We start from the raw sequence: 20,680 nt of genomic DNA, 5'->3' as shown, positions 1-20,680 counted from the left end.
TTTAACCCCTTGAAACGCTTAACAGCGAAAAAAGTTGCAGCAGCAGATGTACCTTAGCAAAAACACCCTGTAAGTCACTGACTGAACAGGGAAAAATGTGTTGTTCCTGCCGGAATGCACAGGAAAGAGTTGTTGTTGAGAATAACACGCTGAACAGCGCAATGTGTGCACAGGAGCCGTGGGCATGCAGAAATCCATTGCTGGACGGTGGTGGGTTTGGGCCAGGAGGCGGGACTGCTGCCGCCACTGGTGCAGGTGTAGCAATCGGTGAAGCGCTGACTAATGATAAAGAACAGCCAAATACTGGCGCAAATTGGACGGATGAAGAAAAGGCAGAACTGGGGGGAGCGGGATCAGGCACGCCGGGGGGCTGGGAGCCGCAGGATGAGGAGAATGCTCGGAATAACAGGGCTTCTACTGCCCCATCAAAAGATCGCCTTAATGAGGCCGCTTCAGCATCTAACAGAAATGGATTGACTGATGCCGGACGAGCACTACAAAAGCATGGCGGAAGAGAAGGTTCCGCATATTCTTATTCCAGTCAAAAAGCGTCAGTTCTTAATCAGGAAGCTCAGAATATAGTTAACGAAATATTAAACAATCCAAATACTAAGATTGAATCCCGAGTGGTTTTTGAAAATAAACAAAGGATTACTGTTGTTGAAGCTACAGCTCCTGATGGACGAGCATTACGATTTAATTCTGATGGTTCAAGATTAATTGGCTTCCGTGAACCACCAACTAAATAGAGGTCTCATATGTTGGAATATAGCGTAGGTAGTTCAGTTGATCGGGAAGATCTTTATGCTGAATTGTCTTTTAATCGAGTCCAGTGGGGTGAAATCTCACTATCAGAAGACAGGAAATCAGTGAATATTATTATTTATCCAGATGAAAGTAATATTCTTGAATTTCAATGCGATGAGTTTTTACAGCTTATAGAGAAGGCAAAGTCTCATCTTCTTCGCCTTGAACCACTGTCTAAATGACACAGATCCCGGCCACTGTGCCGGGATCGTTTAATCAGCCGTTAAGTTTACCCCCAATGCGGCGCTGGGCGCGAAGCTGGCGTCAGAAGGAAAACTGCAGGGCGATACGCCGCAGGAGCAGGAAGCGTTCCTGAAGACGCAGCCCGGATATCAGAATACCGAGTACGGTCCGGGGAGTGCCTTCTGGACTAAGGGCAGCGCAGCGGCGGGATTACTGGCAGGTGCGCTTGGCGGTAACCTGAAGGCAGGTGCGGCAGCGGGGGCGGCCCCTCTGCTGGCGACCCTGGTCAAGGAGCAGAAAGATCCGACAGCCCGTGCCGCGCTGCACGGTATTGTGGCTGCGGCGCTGACGCAGCTGAGTGGCGGGAGCAGTGCGGATGGCCTGAAGGCCGGTGCCATGGGTGCCATTACGGCCTCGGCGATGACCGACCATCTGGTCAGCGCGCTGTATGGCGATAAAAAATCCAGTGACCTGGCAGCAGAGGAGAAACGGCTGGTCAGTAGCCTCGTGAGTATCGCGGGTGGTCTGGCGGGCGCTGCGGTGACGGATGGCAGTGTCTCCATGGCGGCAATGGCGTCGGAAACGGCGAAGGTGGAGGTTGAGAATAACTCGCTGGGTGTCGTTATTCAGGGCGGTAAACTGGCTGCACAGGGATGTCTGAAAATTTCTGCTTGCCGTGATCGCCTGGTTGGCAGTGGTCTGGGTGCTTTACTGGGCATTGGTGCATCCACATCAGCAATGGATACATTGTCACAAGATGAGCAGTTGCATCTGATCTATGTGGCCTCGCTCAATGATCCTTCCCAGCTCAGTCAGTTAAATGATGCTCAGAAAGCGGCCTATGAGTCCCTGACAGGTAAGACGATCACCAGTACTGGTGGTACGCAGGTCATCAACCCGGGACCATCAAACACTGGTGGAGACCAGACTGTAACTGGAAATGTGCCCTCCAACACAGGGAAGAATAGTGTAGCAACCGGAGGGATAAATCATACTGGTAATACCAACGGTGATGGAGCGTCAAACAATAATGGCTGGACGACAACTACGCCGGTTCCGGATTCTCCTTCACTGGATGATCTTTTCTATCAGAACGAGAAGATCCCCGGTCTTGAAAATGTTCGCCCTGAAAATCCCGGTTATCCAGCCAATCAGAGTGTTATTGAAAAAATGAACGAACCTAAGTTTATTGCCTGGATAGGCAATACAGATTGTACGGATTGCTCAGATATCGCACCTAAACTTCTCGATGCAGCTGGCGGGCACGGGAAAATTATTGAAGCAAGGCCGACGACTCCGTACAACTTAAATGTGTATGAAAATGGAAAAATTGTACATGAACAAGCATTTCATCAGGTTTATACCGATGGTCAGTATGTTTACGATCCAAGAGTGTCCTTAAAACCAATTCCTAAAGGAGATTGGGAAAAACATATCAAATCTATAAATCAGGGAAGTGTTACGATCTCTGATAAATTACAGGGGTTAAAATAATGTTTCCGATAGGTAAGAAAGAAACAATCTTGTTGGACTTCATTGGTTCTCTTGGAAAACTGGAGTGGTTACATTATCAGAGCCGTATTGAAGATGAATGGATAAATGACCATTTTGAAAAAATTGATCGCTCTAAGTATCCTCCTTATACCAGTTTTCGTTTTGAAAAAGAGGTTCCAGAAGTTATCGCCTTACTGGAAGATGCGATTCAATCATATAAAGGTAAAGTTGAGTGGTGTATGACCCATCATCCGAAAGAGTATGGTACTGGTGTTAATCATCGTATTTTGCCTACATTTGTTAAGAATCTCAGAGTCAGTGAAGGTATGGAAGATGTTAACGAGTATATTGAAAACCATTATCCTGATTTTGGCCCAATCGCCTATGAAGATCTTGTTGGACTGACGGAGCATGTTCAATCAGTTTTCAAAAATGCTGGATATGATGCATAAATTTTCTTTATATGCTCTGTAATAACATTTTGATATGGAGCCTTAACCCGTTATGCGTAGGGATGGAAAGAAGGGGCAGGTAAATATTTAAGTCGGAATGCCTTAACAATAATCGCTAGCGCCACCAATCCTGGCATCTGCGCATTTCTTTATTTTGTAGACCCGGTAAGCGAATCGCTACCGGGCCATGGCAGATTAATTATTGACTCATCACCCTTTCGGGAACACCCAAACATGCTTCTCCGGCAGCGAAAGATGGCAGTGCTGCGGATCCCGAACCTCATGCCCATACGCGCGGATCACAAAATCATCCCCCACCGTGCGGAACAGGTACTCCCAGCGGTCGCCGAGGTACATGCTGGTGAGCAGCGGTAGCTCAAGCTGATTTTCCCCTGGCCCCTCAACCACCGCGACGCGCTCGACGCGGATCACCGCCGTGGCGTCAGCGCCACTCTGCACGTCTTCACCGGCCTGGCCCCACAGCACCCAGCCTTTGCCTTCGATACGCGCTCTGCCGTCGCGCACGTCGGTGACCTTGCCGTGCAGGCGATTGTTGCTGCCCATAAATTCGGCGGTAAACAGCGTTTTCGGTGAGCCGTACATCTCCTGCGGCGTACCCTGTTGCTCAATTTTGCCGTTGTTCAGCAGCAGGATGCGGTCGGAAATGGACATCGCTTCGTTCTGGTCGTGCGTCACCATCAGCGCCGATAGCCCGAGCTTGATAATCAGCTCGCGCAGGAACACGCGGGCCTCTTCGCGCAGCTTGGCGTCGAGGTTGGAAAGCGGCTCGTCCAGCAAAATCACCGGCGGGTTGTACACCAGCGCCCGGCCAATCGCCACGCGCTGCTGCTGCCCACCGGAGAGCTGATGCGGGTGACGTTTGCCAAGATGGCCCAGACCCAGCTGGTCCAGCACGTCCTGCACGCGCTGCTGGATCTCTTTGGCCGGGACTTTGCGCAGCTTGAGCGGATAGGCCACGTTCTCAAACACGGTTTTGTGCGGCCACAGGGCGTATGACTGGAATACCAGCCCCAGGTTACGCTCTTCCGCCGGGACCTCGCTGCGCGGCGTACCGTCGTAAACTTTATTGTTGCCAATCACAATCGACCCCTGGGTCGGTTTTTCCAGACCCGCGACGGCGCGGAGAAGGGTGGTTTTACCGCTGCCGGAGGGGCCTAACAGGGAGACCACTTCGCCGCGCTTCAGGTTCATGGAGACACCTTTTAAAACAGGATTGTCGCCGTAGGTTAAGTGCAGATCGTCAACCGCTAATTCAATCATGTATTTTCACTCCGAAACGAAGGGCAATGCCCAGACCTACCACGACCAGCAGGATATTAATGAAAGAGAGCGCCGCCACGATATCAATGGCGCCTGCGGCCCAGAGGGAAACCAGCATCGAGCCGATGGTCTCCGTGCCGGGTGAAAGCAGGTACACACCCGTTGAGTATTCGCGTTCAAAGATCAGGAACATCAGCAGCCACGAACCGATCAGGCCGTAGCGGGAGAGCGGGATGGTGACGTGGCGGGTGATCTGCCCGCGCGTCGCCCCGGTGCTGCGCGCCGCCTCTTCAAGCTCCGGCCCTACCTGCAGCAGCGTGGAAGAGATAAGCCTCAGCCCGTAAGCCATCCACACCACGGTATAGGCCAGCCAGACGCTGAAAATGGTGCTGCGCAGCGAGCGTAGCCAGACGATGACGTTTTCACGCATCCAGTCGGTCCAGGCAAACCCGGAAAGCCAGCCGGATTTCAGCGAGTTATCCAGCCACATCGGCAGGAACAGGAATACCCACAGGAACGCCAGACCCGCCAGCAGGCCAGGCACGGCGCGCGGTACCAGCACGCTGTAGTCCAGGAAACGTGTGGTATTGTCCGGCTTGCGGTGCATGGCAATGCCGACAAACAGGTAGCACACCACGGCCAGCGCGCCGCCAATGACGCCAATCGCCATGGAGTTGACGATGGCGCGCAGCAGGTTGGGCTGCGCCCAGATGGTGCGGAAGGTGTTCAGAGAAAGCTCGTCCCACAGCGAAACGCCCACGCCCCAGTTGGAGATAAACGCGCGCAGCACCACGCCGAGCAATGGAACGCCAATGGTGACGGTGAGCCAGAAGGCAATCACCGCGCCAGCCACCCAGCGCCATTTACCCAGCGGCAGCGCGCGGGCCTGCGAGGCCTTGCCCTTCATGGTGACGAAGCGGTTGGCGGTGCGCATCAGGCGACGCTGGAGCATCACCAGCGGGATGGTGATGCAGATCAGCACCACGGCAACCGCCGCCATCAGGTTATAGGATGGGGTACCCATCTTGTTCGTCAGCTTATAGAGATAGGTCGCCAGCACCATGTTGCCTTCCGGGTCGCCGAGGACCAGCATCAGGCCGAACACTTCCAGCCCGAGGAAGAACAGCAGCACGGTGGCGTACAGAATAGACGGGCGCACCATCGGCAGGCTGACGGAGGTCATCACCTGCCAGGGCGACGCGCCCGCGGTGCGCGCGGCTTCTTCCACGTCGGAGCCCACGCTGCGCAGCGCTGACGAGATATACAGATAGGCGTGCGGGACGTGCGTCAGGCCGGCAATGACCACAATGCTCGACATGTCGTAGATATTCCACGGCACAAAGCCAATCAGCGCCTCCGCCCACTGGGAGAGAAAGCCCACCGGACCGGCGGCCACCACGTAGCCGAAGCCCAGCACCATCGGTGAAACGAAAATCGGAACCAGGATCAGCGGCTCAATCAACCGGCGACCGGGCAGGTCGGTACGCACCATCAGAAATGCCAGCACGCCGCCCAGCGGGATAGAGATAAAGACCAGCCCGAAAGCCAGAATAAAGCCGCTTTTCAGGGCCTTATAAAAATCGGGGTCGGTGAAAATAAAATCAAATGATTCAAAGCTCCACTCTTTTGACGGCGAAAAGAACGGCGCGGACAGGAAGCTCTGGATCACGATAAACGACAGCGGCGTGTAGATAACCAGGGCGGTTATCAGCACGACGATGCCTCGCGGCAGGCTTTGCCACTTTCTGCGTAATGTATTCATGGGGTATCCCTGGTGTTGCGGCCCAGAAAAACGAACTCAGTCGATAAGGGAGCGCGGCGGCCAGCGCCGCGCTCAGACGCTTATTTACCGGCGGCGGTACGCCACTCTTTGATGTACTCGAGGCGTTTTTTCGGCTGCAGGTATTCCAGCAGCGTTTCATCAACCGGGATCGGCTTCAGCGCGTTGCCGAGGATTTTGGTCAGGCCGTCGATATCATTTTTCCCTTCGATATCGTTACGAATGGAGGGAATGTCCGCCTGGTTGGCCAGAATGCTTTGCCCTTGTTCAGAGAGCACGTAGTCCAGCCACAGTTTGGCCGCGTTGCTGTTTTGCGACTGCTGGCTGATGAACGACACGCGCGACAGCACCAGGGTGTAATCCTTCGGATAGGAGATGCCGAGTGACGGATCGTTCTTCGCACGCGCTTCCGCGTAGGAACCGAGGATGTTGAAGCCGATCAGGTTTTCACCGGAGGAGACGCGCTCCATCATGGTGCCGGTAGACGACTGCACCGACAGGCCACCTTTGGCGACGTCGGCCAGGGTCTTAAAGTAGTTCGGATCGGCGTTGTGATCCTGCACCGAGAGCATAAAGCCCAGCCCCGATTTTTCGATGTCGTAGGTGGTGACTTTGTTCTTGAATTTGTCCGTCTGGCTGGCAATCAGCTTCGCCAGCGCGGCGTGAGAATCCGGCACGTCGCCAGCCGGAATCAGGCGCTTGTTGTAGATAAAGACCACCGGCTCATAGGTGGTGCCGTAGGCCTTATCTTTCCAGACCGCCCATTTCGGCAGCTGGCTTTGCTCCGGAGATTTGTACTCCATGGCGTAGTCGGTGGCGAGCTTCAGGCCCGTGTCCATCGAGGAGCTCCAGACCACGTCGCCGCTCACGCCGCCGGAAGCCTGTTCGCTGATGAAACGGTTGTACAGCTCAGTGCTGTTCATGTCGTTGTATTCGACTTTAATGCCCGGGTAGGTTTTTTCGAAGCCCTGGATCAGCGGGCCGGCAGCTTTGATGTCGGTGGTGGAATAGATGACAACCTTGCCCTCTTTCGTGGCGGCATCAACCACTTTTTGATACTCAGCAGGATAACCCTGCGGCAGGGCAGACAGTGCAGAAGCAGAGAACAGTACGGTAGCGGTAAGCAGAGAAATTCGGAACGTGTTCGACATTATAGTTAACCTTTTAGTTACATTTGAGGAACTAATTGTCAACATAGCGTAAAGCGCGCCTCCGACAATAGGGAGGCGAGGGCAATGATTCCGAAGTGTGATTGTCGCCGTCGTTTCAGCAATTAACACCATAAAATCCGCGAACGTTAGCCAACGAATGGTTTTTGATTACGGTTTATCGGGGGCTTTGCGGTATAACCGGCGAGGATGACCGATATTGCCGTACAGCATTTCAACGCTGATTAACCCACTCTCCACGCAGTATTCGAGGTAGCGACGCCCCGTGGTTTTGCTGATCCCCACGTTTTCCACCACCTCTTCAACCGACATCGCGCTGTAGGGATGCTCGGCGAACAGGCGTTTTATCCGCTCCAGCGTCTGGGGTTCAATGCCCTTTGTGGACGGCGTTACGGAGGCTTCCGCGGCAGGCAGATGAAACAGGCGATCCAGCGCATGCTGGTCGACCACCTTCACCTGCTGTACGGTGTGGATGAAGCGCATAAAACGCTCCAGCGAGGCGTGCAGGCGCTGGAAAAAGACGGGCTTGATGAGGTAGTCAAACGCGCCGCTGCGCATGGCGTGGCTGCAGGTCTGCATATCGCTGGCGGCGGTGATGAAGATTACCGAACACTCATAGCTTTTCAGCAGCGGGTTATCGATGAGCTCCACGCCTTTACCGTCCGGTAGATAGTTGTCCAGCAGGATAAGCCGCGGCTGATGCTGACGAATCAGGCTGCATGCCTGCTCAATCGACGCGGCGATGCCCACCACGCGCAAATGAAAATTCTGCTCGATATACTCGCGATGCAGCTCTGCCAGGTGCGGCTCATCTTCAACGATCACAACATCAAGTGCTCGGGTCATGCTTTAGCCCATTCGGAATAAACACAGAAAAAATGGTCCCTTGTGGCGTGTTGTCGGCAATCTCAATGCTGCCGCCAGCCTTGTCGATATATCCTGCCACCAGATACAGGCCAATACCGTGCTCGGTACCCACAATGTCGTTTTCACGTTCCGGCTTGCTGCTGAATCCCTGGCGGAAAATATGCGGCTTCATCGCATCCTCCACCCCGCAGCCCCGGTCGGCCACCTCGATCAGCAGCTCCTGGTTACGGTCAGAAATGTAGAGTTCCACCGGCGCGGGGACCGGGGCCTTAAGGGTCGCGTCCACCGCGTTATCCAGCAGGTTACCAATAATAGACATCAGCTCCGTTTCGTTGAGCGTGACTGGCATGCGGGTGAGCTGGCAGGCGGGATCAAACAGCAGTTCGATCCCTTTTTCGCGCGCGCTGACGTATTTTCCGAGCAGCAGCCCGCACAGCGCGGGAGAGGAAAAACGGGCGGAGACAAAGTCCAGCACCCGCTGCGCACCTTCGGACTGCACCTGAATGTAGCGAATCGCCTCGTCATAGTGTTTCATCTGCAGCAAGCCCACCAGCGTGGCGGTCCAGTTCAGCTGCTCGTGGCGCATAATGCGCAGGTTATCCGCATAGCGCTTGATCTGACTGAGCTGGCTGCTGAGGGTGTTGATGTCATTTTTGTCGCGAAAGCTGTATACCCAGCCGCTTTCAACGCCGGGCTCGACCTCAATCGCCACGCGGTTGACGATTACCTCCCGCTGGTTCAGCACGGCAATCTGGTCGTGGCTACCGCTGCTCACCGAGGCGTAGCGCTGGGATAAAAAGCCCGGCGACGTCTGCAGAACGTCTTCCAGCGGTTTGCCGATAAGCGCTTTCTCACTTTGCCGGATATCCAGCATTTCTCGTGCGGCGCGGTTAATTAAAATCAGCTGCTTCTCATCATTGACGGCAAATACCCCCTCATACATGGCTTCTAATAGCGCGCGCTGCTGCAAAACCAGCTGAGCGATATCTTTTGGCTCAAGCCGGAACATCTGTTTTTTGAGATTGCGGGTAAACAGCCAGGAGAACATAAACAGCAGCAGCAGAAGAGCCGCGCCGTACAGCCCGGACTGCCAGAGAATGCGGGCATTAATATTGGCAATATAGGAGGTCAGATAGCCGACCGAGACAATACCAATCACCTGGTGCTGCGCGTTAAAGATCGGTGCTTTGCTGCGTAGCGACACGCCAATCCCGCCCTGGCGCACGGAAATAATGGTTTTGCCCTGTAATACCTCCGCATTATCCCCGCCGATCATCGGTAAATTTATGCGCTCCGGGGATTCCGAATGATAAAGGTGCTGTTCCTCGGTATCGCCAATCACAATGTAGCTGGCATCGCTTTCGGCGCGTAGCGGCTGAATTAACCGGGCTATCCCCGGAATATCTCTGGCCGCAACCATGGCCGCCAGACCCGGCATCAGCGCGATCTGGCTGGCCTGCACCCGGGCGCGCTGGCCGAGATCGTGATGGAGCTGTCGGTCAATAAAATGAAACAGGATCGTTCCCAGCAGAACTAACAGCAGGCAGGAAAAGCACACCAGCGCTAAAAACAGCTTTACCTGAAAAGAGAGTCTGCGTTTCATTCAACCTGCGGATGTTATGTAAAAGTGACATTTGCCGAGCCTGACATGGGCAAATAGCGGACGCAATCTGGCAAGAAAAGAGTTGTGACCTGGCTTTTCGTTTTCGGCGTTATAGCCATCAGGATCCCGTAAGGCTATGCTTCATTCAGCACGATAATAATTACAGAGGCAATGTCATGGATAAAGAGCTACTGGATGCGGGTTACCGGGCCTATACCGGCGAGAAAATTGACGTTTACTTCAACACCGGGATCTGCAAACACTCCGGTAACTGCGTGCGTGGGAGCGCAAAGCTGTTTAATCTGAAACGTAAGCCGTGGATTATTCCCGATGAAGTGGACGTTGAAACGGTTGTCCGCGTGATTGATACCTGCCCGAGCGGTGCGCTGAAGTATCGCCAAAAATAAGCGAGGAACCATGGATATTCTGGAAGGCCATAACAAGTTTTACGTGAATGATGCGAACGGCAACCAGGTCGCGGAGATTGTCTTCGTGCCGACCGGCGAGCACCTGAGCATTATCGAGCACACCGATGTGGATGAGAGCCTGAAAGGGCAGGGCGTCGGTAAACAGCTGGTGGCGAAAGTGGTGGAGAAGATGCGCGGTGAGAACCGCAAAATTATCCCGCTGTGCCCGTTTGCGAAACATGAGTTTGATAAAACGCGGGAATATGACGATATTCGGGCGTAACTCACACCGGCGATGGCCGGTGTTTTTTATCTCACCTGCTCAAACAGCAGTACCAGAGCGATCAGCACCATCAACCCTCCCGATGCCCTGCTCACCAGACGGGCCGCCTGTGGCCGGGTCGCCAGCACCGCTTTCGAACCATACCCCACCAGCAGATAGACCAGGGTACAGGTAATAAGGTGCATCATCCCAAGCGCAGACATCTGCATCGCTATCGACCAGCTTCCGGTTGGGTCTGTGAATTGCGGAAGCAGGGCCAGGAACAGCAAAAAAACCTTCGGGTTAAGGCCGCTAATGCAGAGTCCTTTCACCGCCCACTGCGTCCAGTTACCCGCATGCTGGGTGGCCTTCTCCGGTGCGGCCGGGTGACGCAATAACGTTATGCCAAGCCACAGGAGATACAGGGCTCCCGCCACGGTCAGCCCGGCTAACGCCAGCGGATGTTGAGCAATCAATACCCCCACGCCTGCCACCACAATCAATGTGGCTAGCAGATGCCCGGACATCAGCCCCATCACCGCCGGGACCACGCGGCGGCCGTTGATTCCGGCGCTAATAGCGTAGGCCCAGTCGGCCCCCGGGGTCATGATGAGCAGAAACGAAACCACCCAAAAGCCGGCCACAATACTCATTTCCATCGTCCTGAAATACTCCCGCAGTGCGTTATACGTTGCGAAAAAGAATATCGCTAACACTGCGAAATAGGCTTTCAATGTTATGCTCATAACACGGTGAAAATGAGAAAATCTTCCACATGGATAGCATCGATAGAAAAATTCTTGCTGAACTGCAGTCTGACGGCCGCCTGTCGCTTACCGAACTGGCTGAGCGGGTGAATCTGAGCCTTTCGCCGTGCCACCGTCGCGTGCGGGCGCTGGAGCAAAGCGGGGCCATAACGGGATACCGTGCAAGCCTCGACCCTGCCAAAATGGGATTTAATTTCCTGGCGATAGTGTTCGCGACGCTGAAAGAGGGTGACCGCAAGGCGGTCAGCGCGTTTGAAGAGGCGGTGGAGGAGATCCCGCAGATTGTGCTGGCTCAGCGCCTGTTTGGCGATCCTGATTATCTGATGCACGTCGTGACCCGCGACCTTTCCGCTTTCCAGAAGCTCTACGACGAGAAGCTCTCCGCTATGCCCGGCGTGCAGCATCTTCGCTCAACGCTTGTCATGAAAACGGTGGTGCAGGACAGGCCTTTTCCGCTGTAAGCAGGAGGCCGGGGTTGAATGGCCTGCCCGGCAGCGCGCCGGGCAGGAAAGGGAATTAGCCGACAAACATCACCGACACGCACAGCACCCCGACGATCAGCGTCAGCAGGTTGCCAATGGAACGGTACTGTTTCAGGGAGGGGATCAGATACGTCGACAGCGTCGGCATGATAAACAGGATCATGGCGATAAGCGGGCCGCTGATGGCGTAAATCATCGAAATGGCGTTCGGGTTAATGCAGCAGACGGCAAAGGTGATTAACGACACCCCCATGATGGAAATCGCGCGGTTAAAGGCGCGGCTCTTTTTCACGCCCACCTGGTTCAGCGACGACTTCACGATCTCCGTCGCCCCTTCAATCACCCCAAAATAGGTGCCGAGAAACGATTTCGACATCGCAATAATCGCCACGACAATCCCGGAAATCCCCAGCCACGCCGGTGAAGAGGGCATCATCGACAGCGCGGACAGGATCGTCACCCCTTCCTCTTTGGCGGCCACAATGTACGACGGCGGAATAGAGAGCAGGCAGCTGAAGACAAAGAACAGCACGCTCAGGCAGATAATCAGGTATGCCACCTTCATGATTTTCTTGCATTTAGCCATGGCCTCGTCCCCGAACTTCTCGCGGCGGTCAACGGCAAACGTCGAGATAATCGGCGTGTGGCTGAACGCAAACACCATCACCGGAATCGAAATCCAGACCTGGTGCAGCGTATGGCGATCGACGGCCATCTGGCTGGTCAGCAGCGAGGGCTGCCAGCTGCCGATCAGGTAGAGCGAGACAAACAGGAAATAGGCGATCAGCGGAAACACCAGGAAGCCCATCACTTTTATCGTGATATGCCGTCCCATCAGGAAGATCAGATTCAGGACCAGCACCACGCCCAGGCTAACCAGCACGCGAACGGTGGTGTCTACCGTCAGGTGTTTTGCCAGCTGCTCGGTTAACGAGTTGGTGATGGCCACCGCATAAATCTGCACCACCACAAAGAAGGCGATGAAATAGAGCGTGGTGATCAGGTTGCCGATCTTCCTGCCGTAATAGTGCGAAACGGCGCCGGTGATCCCTTCGTTGCCTTTCGTTTTCGACGACAGGATAAATTGCGCCAGCGCTTTGTGCGGCCAGTAGGTTAAGGGGTAGGCCACGAGGGCGGTAATAAACAGGACGATTGCGCCTGCGGAGCCCAGCTGAATGGGCAGGAAGAGCGTTCCTGCGCCCACGGCCGTGCCGTAGAGAGCGAAACTCCAGAGAGTCTCATCTTTTGACCAAATTTTCGACATTAGAGCAACGTATCAACTATCAAACCATCAGAATGGCGTGCAATTTACCATAGTTATGCCTTAAGAGCGCAGTTGCTTCGAAGACGTCGGGCCGGAACGGGCGTCCGGCCAGAGGCGGTTCAGCCTGCCAGGGCGCGTCGTTGCTGGCGGCGCTTAAGAAATTTCTCACGCAGATTATCGTACGCCCAGTTATAGAACATGGTGTACGGCAGGAAGAACAGGAAGAAACCTATTTCCAGTGTGAATGCCTGTAGCAGGGTGACGCCCAGCACGGCGGCGACAATCGACACGCCAATCACAATAAAGCCGCATTCGAACCCCAGCGCATGCAGCGCACGCACTTTTGCCGTACGTTTGACGCGCTGAACAGGCCAGAAACGGTCGAAGCCGACGTTATAAATAATGTTCCACAGCATGGCGGTGGTGGCCAGAATAATGGTCAACCCACCCATTTCCACCACGGAACGCTGCATCAACCACGCCGCGGTAGGGGCGAGGATCGCCGTCGCAATCCCTTCAAAACAGACAGCATGAAAGATCCGCTCCGGCAGTTTACGTTGGAGTGCATCCTGATGTTGCATAGCGATAGACCTCGTTAATTCGCCAGTATGGGCGTTGATGTGGCCTATTTTTATCGCTAAAGCTGATATATTAAAGATAGTATCCATCGTAAAAGTAGATAGGTTATGCGCTATTCACCCGAAGCCCTGACCGCGTTTGTCGAGACCGTTGCAGCAGGCTCTTTCTCTGCGGCCGCACGCCGGCTGCGTAAAAGCCAGTCGACGGTCAGCACGTCCATTGCCAACCTTGAAGCCGATCTGGGATTTGAGCTGTTTGACCGCTCGGCGCGCCAGCCGGTGTTAACGGCCCAGGGGGAACAGGTGCTGGGCTACGTGCAGGCTATTCTCGCCGCCAGCACGCGGCTGGATGAGCTGGCGGTGTCGCTCACGGCGCAAACGGAGGCGCGTCTGACGTTTGTCCTTTCCGATACCCTCAACCCGGATGTGCTGGAAGAGATGATGAAGCAGTTTGACGCGCGCTTTCCCCATACGGAATTCGAATGTCTGATTGGCGAGGAGGAGGACGTGATCGATCTGCTGCAAAAGGAGCGCGCGCAGATTGGCCTCACCGAAGCGCGAGACGGTTATCCTACGGATATTGGCGCCATCCGGCTGCCGATGCAGACCCGCATGGCGATCTATGTCGCGACCACGCATCCGCTGGCCGGGCAGGATGACGTTCAGCGTGACGAGCTGCACGGCTGGCGAGAGCTGCGGCTGAGCACCTATCTTGAGCGTGAGGCGGAGATCGCGCGCGGGCCCGTCTGGTCAGCCCCGAATTACCTGTTACTCTTGAGTATGGCGGTACAGGGATTTGGCTGGTGCGTCTTGCCGTGCGCGCTGGTGGAGGAATTTGCCGCCGCGAAATCCCTGGTACAGCTCAATGTTCCCGGCTGGCCGCGGGCGATCGGCATCGATCTGCTGTGGAATAAACGATCCCCTCCCGGCGTTGCCGGAAGCTGGCTGCGGCAGTATCTGCAGGATGCACGCTGATCCTTGTGATTAAACTCACTATTTTTAAACAATTAAGATAATTGCCAGTAACAATCCTCTACTATCGTCATGTCATTTAACACAGAGGTCGTGATGAAAGATGTCGTAATAGTGGGTGCGTTGCGTACAGCTATCGGCTGTTTTCAGGGAGCGCTCGCGCGTCACTCGGCGGTTGACCTGGGCAGCGTGGTGGTGAAAGCGCTGGTGGAACGTAGCGGGATCGCAGCACATGAAGTTGATGAGGTGATTCTGGGACAGGTCCTCACGGCCGGTGCCGGGCAAAACCCTGCGCGACAGGCGGCGCTGAAGGGCGGACTGCCCAATACCGTCTCCGCTATCACTATCAACGACGTCTGTGGTTCAGGATTAAAAGCGCTGCATCTCGCGACGCAGGCCATTCAGTGTGGTGAGGCGGACGTGATCATTGCGGGCGGGCAGGAGAATATGAGCCGCGCGCCGCACGTCCTGACCGACAGCCGTACCGGCGCGCAGCTGGGCAACAGCCAGCTGCTCGACAGCCTTGTGCATGACGGGCTGTGGGATGCCTTCAACGATTATCATATGGGCGTAACGGCGGAAAACCTGGCGCGCGAGTACGGTATCAGCCGTGAGGTGCAGGATGCCTATGCGCTAAGCTCGCAGCAAAAAGCGCGTGCGGCGATTGATTCCGGCCGTTTTCGCGACGAAATTGTCCCGGTCAGCACGCAGCGTCAGGGGGGCGAGGTTATCGTTGTGGATACCGATGAGCAGCCGCGCACCGACGCCAGCGCTGAAGGGCTGGCCAGGTTGAATCCTGCGTTTGAAATGCAGGGCTCGGTCACGGCGGGAAATGCCTCTTCCATTAACGACGGCGCCGCGGCCGTCATGATGATGAGTGAAAGCAAAGCCCTCGAACTCGATCTTCCCGTGCTGGCCCGCATTAAGGCATTCGCCAGCGTGGGGGTTGATCCTGCGTTAATGGGGATCGCGCCGGTCTATGCGACCCGTCGCTGTCTGGAGCGTGCGGGGTGGCAGCTTTCTGATGTGGATCTGATCGAAGTGAACGAAGCCTATGCCGCGCAGGCGATCTCCGTCGGAAAAATGCTGGAGTGGGATCCGCTGCGGGTCAACGTAAACGGTGGGGCGATCGCGCTGGGGCACCCGATCGGGGCGTCCGGCTGCCGGATCCTGGTTTCGCTGGTCCACGAAATGAAGAAGCGCAACGCCCGCAAAGGGATTGCCACGCTCTGTATAGGCGGCGGACAAGGGGTGGCGCTGGCCATCGAACGCTAACCTCTTCTCATTAAAAAACCTCCTCCGGGAGGTTTTTTTTATCGTGATCTTTATCTCCCGACGGTTTTAGCGTGATCCGGGCATCAATTCCGCGATAAACAAAAATAAAAATGAAACGTTGTTTTAAATTTAATTGAAAAGCTCACTTTATGCCGATAGTATGTGCTCATTATGTAAAACGGAACGCTGTTTCGTTTTACTTCCCGCCTTCGGGCATGACCACATCTGGAGGTTACCGTGGACGTCAGAGAAAGCATCCACAGCGCGCACGCCAAAACGCTGGATACGCAGGGGCTGCGTAAGGCATTTTTAGTCGAGCAGATATTCGAGGCTGACAGGTACACCATGGTTTACAGCCATATCGACCGCATTGTTGTGGGCGGCATTATGCCCGTCACGAAAACCGTCTCCGTGGGCGGCGAGGTCGGTAAACAGCTGGGCGTGAATTATTTCCTCGAACGTCGCGAGCTGGGGGTGATTAACATCGGCGGGCCGGGCACCATCACCGTAGACGGACGGTGCTATGAGATTGGCCATCGCGAGGCGCTGTACGTGGGTAAAGGGGCGAAAGACGTGGTCTTTGCCAGCATCGACGCCAGCAGGCCTGCGAAATTCTACTATAACTGCGCGCCGGCCCACGCCACCTGTCCAACCAAAAAGGTGACCCCGGCAGACGTCGCACCCGTGACGCTGGGCGACAACCTCACCAGCAACCGCCGCACCATCAATAAATACTTCGTGCCGGACGTGCTGGAGACCTGCCAGCTCAGCATGGGGTTGACCGAACTTGCGCCGGGCAACCTGTGGAATACCATGCCGTGCCATACCCACGAGCGCCGCATGGAAGTCTACTTCTACTTCAACATGGATGAGGACGCGTGCGTGTTCCACATGATGGGACAGCCGCAGGAAACGCGCCATATCGTGATGCATAACGAGCAGGCGGTGATTTCGCCGAGCTGGTCTATTCATTCCGGCGTAGGGACAAAAGCCTACACCTTTATCTGGGGAATGGTGGGTGAAAACCAGGTCTTTGACGATATGGACCATGTTGCGGTCGGCGATCTGCGCTAGCCGCGGGCGGTGAAGCGTAAACCTGCCTGTGAGTGACAGGCTCTGAAAGAGTAAGGATTAAACATGATTCTGGATGCATTCTCCCTGCAGGGGAAAGTGGCGGTGGTTTCCGGATGTGATACCGGGCTGGGTCAGGGGATGGCGTTAGGCCTGGCGGAAGCGGGCTGCGATATCGTCGGGATTAATATCGTTGAACCGACGGAAACCCTCGAGCGCGTGACGGCCCTGGGCCGCCGCTTCCTGAGCCTGACCGCCGACCTGCGTAAAATCGATGCCATTCCTGAACTGCTGGATCGCGCGGTGGCGGAATTCGGTCATATCGACATTCTGGTCAACAACGCCGGGCTGATTCGCCGTGAAGATGCGATCAGCTTCAGCGAGCGCGACTGGGATGACGTAATGGACCTGAACATCAAAAGCGTATTTTTCATGTCCCAGGCGGCGGCAAAGCACTTTATCGCACAGGGGAACGGCGGCAAGATCGTGAATATTGCCTCCATGCTCTCGTTCCAGGGCGGTATCCGCGTGCCGTCTTACACCGCCTCCAAAAGCGCCGTGATGGGCGTGACCCGCCTGCTGGCAAACGAGTGGGCGAAACACAACATCAATGTGAATGCGATTGCGCCGGGTTACATGGCGACCAACAACACGCAGCAGCTGCGTGCGGACGAGCAGCGTAGCGCGGAAATCCTCGACCGCATTCCGGCGGGGCGCTGGGGGCTTCCGGGCGATCTGATGGGGCCGGTGGTCTTTCTGGCCTCGTCGGCATCGAACTATATAAACGGCTACACCGTGGCGGTCGATGGCGGCTGGCTGGCGCGATAGCCCGCATCGGGTCTGGACCTCTGCTTTTGGGCAGAGGTTTTTTTTGCTTAAAAATTGTCAAAATCCATATGGATAAACACGGAAAATCCATACTAAAAAATCATGAACGACAGCCATCACACTTTTAATCTTTAAAAATTAGATGATTAGTAAAAGCATGTGATTATTCAGCGTTAGTTGAAATTGTAATGTCCATCACAGAACGCTATGTCGCAGCGAAATAATCCATATCTTCACCTTTTCCCGCCTGACACTTTTTCTCGCTATCTCGTAATTTCACTTAACGAATTTCACTGTTCAGGCAGGAAAATATGACATCTATAAATGACTCTACCCTAATGCCCGCTGCGCTGCGTGATACTCGCCGCATGAACCAGTTTGTCTCTATTGCCGCCGCCGTGGCGGGCCTGTTATTTGGACTGGATATTGGCGTCATTGCCGGTGCATTGCCCTTTATTACCGATCACTTTACCCTGAGCAGCCGCCTGCAGGAGTGGGTGGTGAGCAGCATGATGCTCGGCGCGGCCATTGGCGCGCTGTTCAACGGCTGGCTCTCGTTTCGCCTGGGGCGCAAATACAGCCTGATGGCCGGGGCGATTCTTTTTGTCGCCGGCTCCATTGGCTCCGCCTTTGCCGCAAACGTTGAGGTTCTGCTGCTTTCCCGCGTGCTGCTGGGCGTGGCGGTGGGGATTGCCTCCTACACGGCACCGCTTTATCTCTCCGAAATGGCGAGCGAGAACGTGCGCGGGAAGATGATCAGCATGTATCAGCTGATGGTCACGCTGGGTATCGTGCTGGCGTTTCTGTCTGACACCTACTTCAGCTACAGCGGCAACTGGCGCGCAATGCTCGGCGTGCTGGCGCTGCCAGCGGTGGTGCTGATTGTTTTAGTGATTTTCCTGCCGAACAGCCCGCGCTGGCTGGCGCAAAAAGGGCGCCACGTGGAGGCGGAAGAGGTGCTGCGCATGCTGCGCGATACCTCTGAAAAAGCCCGCGAGGAGCTGAACGAGATCCGCGAAAGCCTGAAGCTCAAGCAGGGGGGCTGGGCGCTGTTTAAAATCAACCGCAACGTGCGCCGGGCGGTCTTCCTCGGCATGCTGCTGCAGGCGATGCAGCAGTTCACCGGCATGAACATCATCATGTACTACGCGCCGCGCATTTTCAAAATGGCCGGGTTCACCACCACCGAACAGCAGATGATCGCCACCCTGGTGGTCGGGCTGACCTTCATGTTTGCCACCTTTATTGCCGTATTCACCGTGGACAAGGCGGGCCGCAAACCGGCGCTGAAAATTGGCTTCAGCGTGATGGCGCTCGGCACGCTGATCCTCGGCTACTGCCTGATGCAGTTTGATAACGGCACGGCTTCCAGCGGACTCTCCTGGCTTTCTGTCGGGATGACCATGATGTGTATCGCAGGTTACGCGATGAGCGCCGCGCCGGTGGTGTGGATCCTGTGCTCCGAAATTCAGCCGCTTAAATGCCGTGACTTTGGCATCACCTGTTCCACGACCACCAACTGGGTATCGAACATGATCATCGGCGCGACCTTCCTGACGCTGCTGGACGCGATTGGTGCAGCGGGAACGTTCTGGCTCTATACGGTGCTGAACGTGGCATTTATTGGCGTCACGTTCTGGCTGATACCAGAAACCAAAGGCGTGACGCTGGAACACATCGAGCGCAAGCTGATGGCCGGGGAGAAGCTGCGGAATATTGGCGTGTGATCGGATTGCCTGTTTACATGTTTAACCTATGCCGGAGGTGGAAAGGGAGATTAATCACAATTATAACGTGATGAAACTCACTACTAACTCTGGCAGGGGTAGTCAGATAATGGTGTTTGGGATTAGGATTTTTCTTAATCTATTGTATTATTGAGCCACAGCGATCAATGAACAAAGATGCGTAGCATCAAGAGAAAGAAGAATTCCTATGTCAGAAATGGATTTCAAAAAAAGCACAGATATTGATTTCCCCCATTATTCCACCCGTAACGAACACGCTAAAGAAATAGATCTTTTAGGTTTATTAGCGGTTTTAGCGGCGGCTAAAAAGCGCATCGTGGCCGTTACCCTTGCTTTTGCTCTCGTGGGGCTGGCCATTTCATTTTTGCTGCCGCAAAAATGGACCAGTAAAGCGGTGATCACCCCGGCAGAACAGTCGCAGTGGAACCCGCTGCGCCAGATGATGGTGGCGTTACAGGTGCTGGATGTGGACGTGAAGATTACCCGTCCGGAAGTCTTTGATCTTTTTATTAAAAAGTTTCAGTCGCAGTCATTGCTTGAAGAGTATCTGAAATCCTCTTCTTACGTGATGTCGCAGCTTAAAGACGCTGAGGTGGATCCGCTTGAGCTGCATCGGGCGATAGTCAATATCTCAGACAGAATGAAAGCGGTGAATAACGATCAGGGAAAAGACGCAGATAAAACCCCCTATATCTCCTGGACATTAAACTTCACTGCGCCGACAGCAGGCGATGCGCAATCCGTTCTGGAGGGATACATCAATTATATCGCGGCTATTGTTGAGAAAGAGACAGTGCAGAATATCCGCAACCAGATCGCGCTGAAAACGAAAGTCGTTGAGCAGCAGCTAGAGCTGGATCGCGTCCGTTTGACCAATATTCACAATACCAACCTGCAGCGGCTGAATTATTCCCTGGAAGTCGCGAATGCCGCCGGCATCAAGAAGCCGGTCTACAGCAACGGGCAGGCGGTAAAAGACGATCCGGATTACTCTGTTGCGCTCGGTGCTGACGGTATCGCGCAAAAGCTGCAGATTGAAAAAAATCTCAAGGACGTGACCGAGCTGAATGCGGATTTCCAGAACCGGGAATATTATCTGGCGCAGTTGAAAAAGCTCTCCTTTGCGGATGTTAAACTTGAGCCATTCCGGTACCAGCTCTCTCCCTCCATGCCGGTGAAAAAGGATGGTCCAGGCAAGGCCCTGATTGTCGTTCTGGCGGCGCTCCTGGGGGCACTGTTTGCCTGCAGTAGCGTTTTACTGCGCGAGGCGATGCTCACCCGTAATCCACTCCCCGAGCCGGTGACGGAATAAACCCTGCAGATTAACAAGGCGCTCAAGAGAGCGCCTTTTTTTATTGGCACCGGTTGTGTTAAAAGAAGAAATCAACGA

20 protein-coding genes are annotated in these 20,680 nt (G+C 54.8%); 12 read left to right on the top strand and 8 right to left on the bottom strand.

What is annotated here, in order from left to right; translation table 11 throughout:
* The first annotated feature begins 197 nt into the window (after nucleotides 1-197).
* The 3 genes from ACHH0Z_RS09955 to ACHH0Z_RS09945 all read left to right on the top strand — a co-directional run bounded on the left by ACHH0Z_RS09955 (nucleotide 198) and on the right by ACHH0Z_RS09945 (nucleotide 2,936).
* Nucleotides 198-749, top strand: a complete 552-nt coding sequence (locus ACHH0Z_RS09955) for a hypothetical protein (RefSeq protein ID WP_395149531.1) — start codon at nucleotides 198-200, stop codon at nucleotides 747-749.
* Between the two features lie 637 nt (nucleotides 750-1,386).
* Nucleotides 1,387-2,484: a VENN motif pre-toxin domain-containing protein gene (locus ACHH0Z_RS09950; RefSeq protein ID WP_045407182.1), complete on the top strand. Its 1,098-nt coding sequence runs from the start codon at nucleotides 1,387-1,389 to the stop codon at nucleotides 2,482-2,484.
* Entirely contained in the window at nucleotides 2,484-2,936 is a 453-nt protein-coding gene (locus tag ACHH0Z_RS09945; protein WP_008499695.1) for a hypothetical protein, read from the top strand. The genes ACHH0Z_RS09950 and ACHH0Z_RS09945 overlap by 1 nt, the downstream gene beginning before the upstream one ends.
* Nucleotides 2,937-3,146: 210 nt before the next feature.
* On the opposite strand, the gene ACHH0Z_RS09940 is transcribed toward ACHH0Z_RS09945, so the two are convergent.
* The 5 genes from ACHH0Z_RS09940 to ACHH0Z_RS09920 all read right to left on the bottom strand — a co-directional run bounded on the left by ACHH0Z_RS09940 (nucleotide 3,147) and on the right by ACHH0Z_RS09920 (nucleotide 9,636).
* Nucleotides 3,147-4,217: an ABC transporter ATP-binding protein gene (locus ACHH0Z_RS09940; protein WP_045407140.1), complete on the bottom strand. Its 1,071-nt coding sequence runs from the start codon at nucleotides 4,215-4,217 to the stop codon at nucleotides 3,147-3,149.
* Nucleotides 4,210-5,979, bottom strand: coding sequence for an iron ABC transporter permease (locus ACHH0Z_RS09935; protein WP_023294491.1), 1,770 nt, complete (start codon nucleotides 5,977-5,979; stop codon nucleotides 4,210-4,212). Before ACHH0Z_RS09935 ends, ACHH0Z_RS09940 begins: the two co-directional genes overlap by 8 nt.
* 80 nt (nucleotides 5,980-6,059) lie before the next feature.
* Nucleotides 6,060-7,148: an ABC transporter substrate-binding protein gene (locus ACHH0Z_RS09930; protein WP_023294490.1), complete on the bottom strand. Its 1,089-nt coding sequence runs from the start codon at nucleotides 7,146-7,148 to the stop codon at nucleotides 6,060-6,062.
* Between the two features lie 168 nt (nucleotides 7,149-7,316).
* Complete coding sequence (locus tag ACHH0Z_RS09925; RefSeq protein ID WP_045407138.1) at nucleotides 7,317-8,012, bottom strand: response regulator; 696 nt, start codon at nucleotides 8,010-8,012, stop codon at nucleotides 7,317-7,319.
* Nucleotides 7,996-9,636 carry a sensor histidine kinase gene (locus ACHH0Z_RS09920; RefSeq protein WP_045407136.1) on the bottom strand — a complete coding sequence of 547 codons (1,641 nt, stop codon included), beginning with the start codon at nucleotides 9,634-9,636 and terminating at the stop codon, nucleotides 7,996-7,998. The genes ACHH0Z_RS09925 and ACHH0Z_RS09920 overlap by 17 nt, the downstream gene beginning before the upstream one ends.
* Nucleotides 9,637-9,812: 176 nt before the next feature.
* Between ACHH0Z_RS09920 and yjdI the strand changes: the two genes are divergently transcribed.
* Both yjdI and ACHH0Z_RS09910 read left to right on the top strand, forming a co-directional pair.
* Nucleotides 9,813-10,043 carry a 4Fe-4S mono-cluster protein YjdI gene (yjdI, locus tag ACHH0Z_RS09915; protein ID WP_008499689.1) on the top strand — a complete coding sequence of 77 codons (231 nt, stop codon included), beginning with the start codon at nucleotides 9,813-9,815 and terminating at the stop codon, nucleotides 10,041-10,043.
* A 10-nt stretch (nucleotides 10,044-10,053) separates the two neighbouring features.
* A complete protein-coding gene (locus tag ACHH0Z_RS09910) occupies nucleotides 10,054-10,326 on the top strand; it encodes a GNAT family N-acetyltransferase (protein WP_008499687.1) in 273 nt (90 codons plus the stop codon).
* Nucleotides 10,327-10,352: 26 nt separating this feature from the next.
* On the opposite strand, the gene ACHH0Z_RS09905 is transcribed toward ACHH0Z_RS09910, so the two are convergent.
* Nucleotides 10,353-10,964, bottom strand: coding sequence for a LysE family translocator (locus tag ACHH0Z_RS09905; protein WP_025912423.1), 612 nt, complete (start codon nucleotides 10,962-10,964; stop codon nucleotides 10,353-10,355).
* Between the two features lie 116 nt (nucleotides 10,965-11,080).
* Here ACHH0Z_RS09905 and ACHH0Z_RS09900 point away from each other — a divergent pair, with 116 nt between their 5' ends.
* On the top strand, nucleotides 11,081-11,533 hold the full coding sequence (locus ACHH0Z_RS09900) for an Lrp/AsnC family transcriptional regulator (RefSeq protein ID WP_021242030.1): 453 nt from the start codon (nucleotides 11,081-11,083) through the stop codon (nucleotides 11,531-11,533).
* 55 nt (nucleotides 11,534-11,588) lie between these two features.
* Here the strand turns inward: ACHH0Z_RS09900 and ACHH0Z_RS09895 are convergent, their stop codons facing one another.
* Entirely contained in the window at nucleotides 11,589-12,818 is a 1,230-nt protein-coding gene (locus tag ACHH0Z_RS09895; protein ID WP_023294484.1) for an amino acid permease, read from the bottom strand.
* Between the two features lie 119 nt (nucleotides 12,819-12,937).
* Nucleotides 12,938-13,399 (bottom strand): multidrug/biocide efflux PACE transporter, encoded by a 462-nt coding sequence (locus tag ACHH0Z_RS09890; protein WP_008499683.1) that lies wholly within the window; start codon nucleotides 13,397-13,399, stop codon nucleotides 12,938-12,940.
* Between the two features lie 105 nt (nucleotides 13,400-13,504).
* Here ACHH0Z_RS09890 and ACHH0Z_RS09885 point away from each other — a divergent pair, with 105 nt between their 5' ends.
* The 6 genes from ACHH0Z_RS09885 (at nucleotide 13,505) to wzz(fepE) (ending at nucleotide 20,602) form a co-directional block, all read left to right on the top strand.
* Nucleotides 13,505-14,371, top strand: a complete 867-nt coding sequence (locus ACHH0Z_RS09885) for a LysR family transcriptional regulator (RefSeq protein WP_021242027.1) — start codon at nucleotides 13,505-13,507, stop codon at nucleotides 14,369-14,371.
* A 93-nt stretch (nucleotides 14,372-14,464) separates the two neighbouring features.
* Nucleotides 14,465-15,643: an acetyl-CoA C-acetyltransferase gene (locus ACHH0Z_RS09880; RefSeq protein WP_008499681.1), complete on the top strand. Its 1,179-nt coding sequence runs from the start codon at nucleotides 14,465-14,467 to the stop codon at nucleotides 15,641-15,643.
* Nucleotides 15,644-15,880: 237 nt separating this feature from the next.
* Nucleotides 15,881-16,717: a 5-dehydro-4-deoxy-D-glucuronate isomerase gene (gene kduI, locus ACHH0Z_RS09875; protein ID WP_045407133.1), complete on the top strand. Its 837-nt coding sequence runs from the start codon at nucleotides 15,881-15,883 to the stop codon at nucleotides 16,715-16,717.
* 63 nt (nucleotides 16,718-16,780) lie between these two features.
* Nucleotides 16,781-17,542 (top strand): 2-dehydro-3-deoxy-D-gluconate 5-dehydrogenase KduD, encoded by a 762-nt coding sequence (gene kduD / locus ACHH0Z_RS09870; protein WP_045407131.1) that lies wholly within the window; start codon nucleotides 16,781-16,783, stop codon nucleotides 17,540-17,542.
* 293 nt (nucleotides 17,543-17,835) lie between these two features.
* Nucleotides 17,836-19,269 (top strand): sugar porter family MFS transporter, encoded by a 1,434-nt coding sequence (locus ACHH0Z_RS09865; RefSeq protein WP_223825726.1) that lies wholly within the window; start codon nucleotides 17,836-17,838, stop codon nucleotides 19,267-19,269.
* A 208-nt stretch (nucleotides 19,270-19,477) separates the two neighbouring features.
* Nucleotides 19,478-20,602, top strand: a complete 1,125-nt coding sequence (gene wzz(fepE), locus ACHH0Z_RS09860; RefSeq protein ID WP_025912419.1) for an LPS O-antigen length regulator Wzz(fepE) — start codon at nucleotides 19,478-19,480, stop codon at nucleotides 20,600-20,602.
* Nucleotides 20,603-20,680: the final 78 nt, after the last annotated feature.

Source organism: Enterobacter cloacae complex sp. 2024EL-00227, from assembly GCF_043945315.1.
Lineage (GTDB): Bacteria > Pseudomonadota > Gammaproteobacteria > Enterobacterales > Enterobacteriaceae > Enterobacter > Enterobacter roggenkampii.
This window is presented reverse-complemented; position numbering and strand designations above follow the sequence as displayed.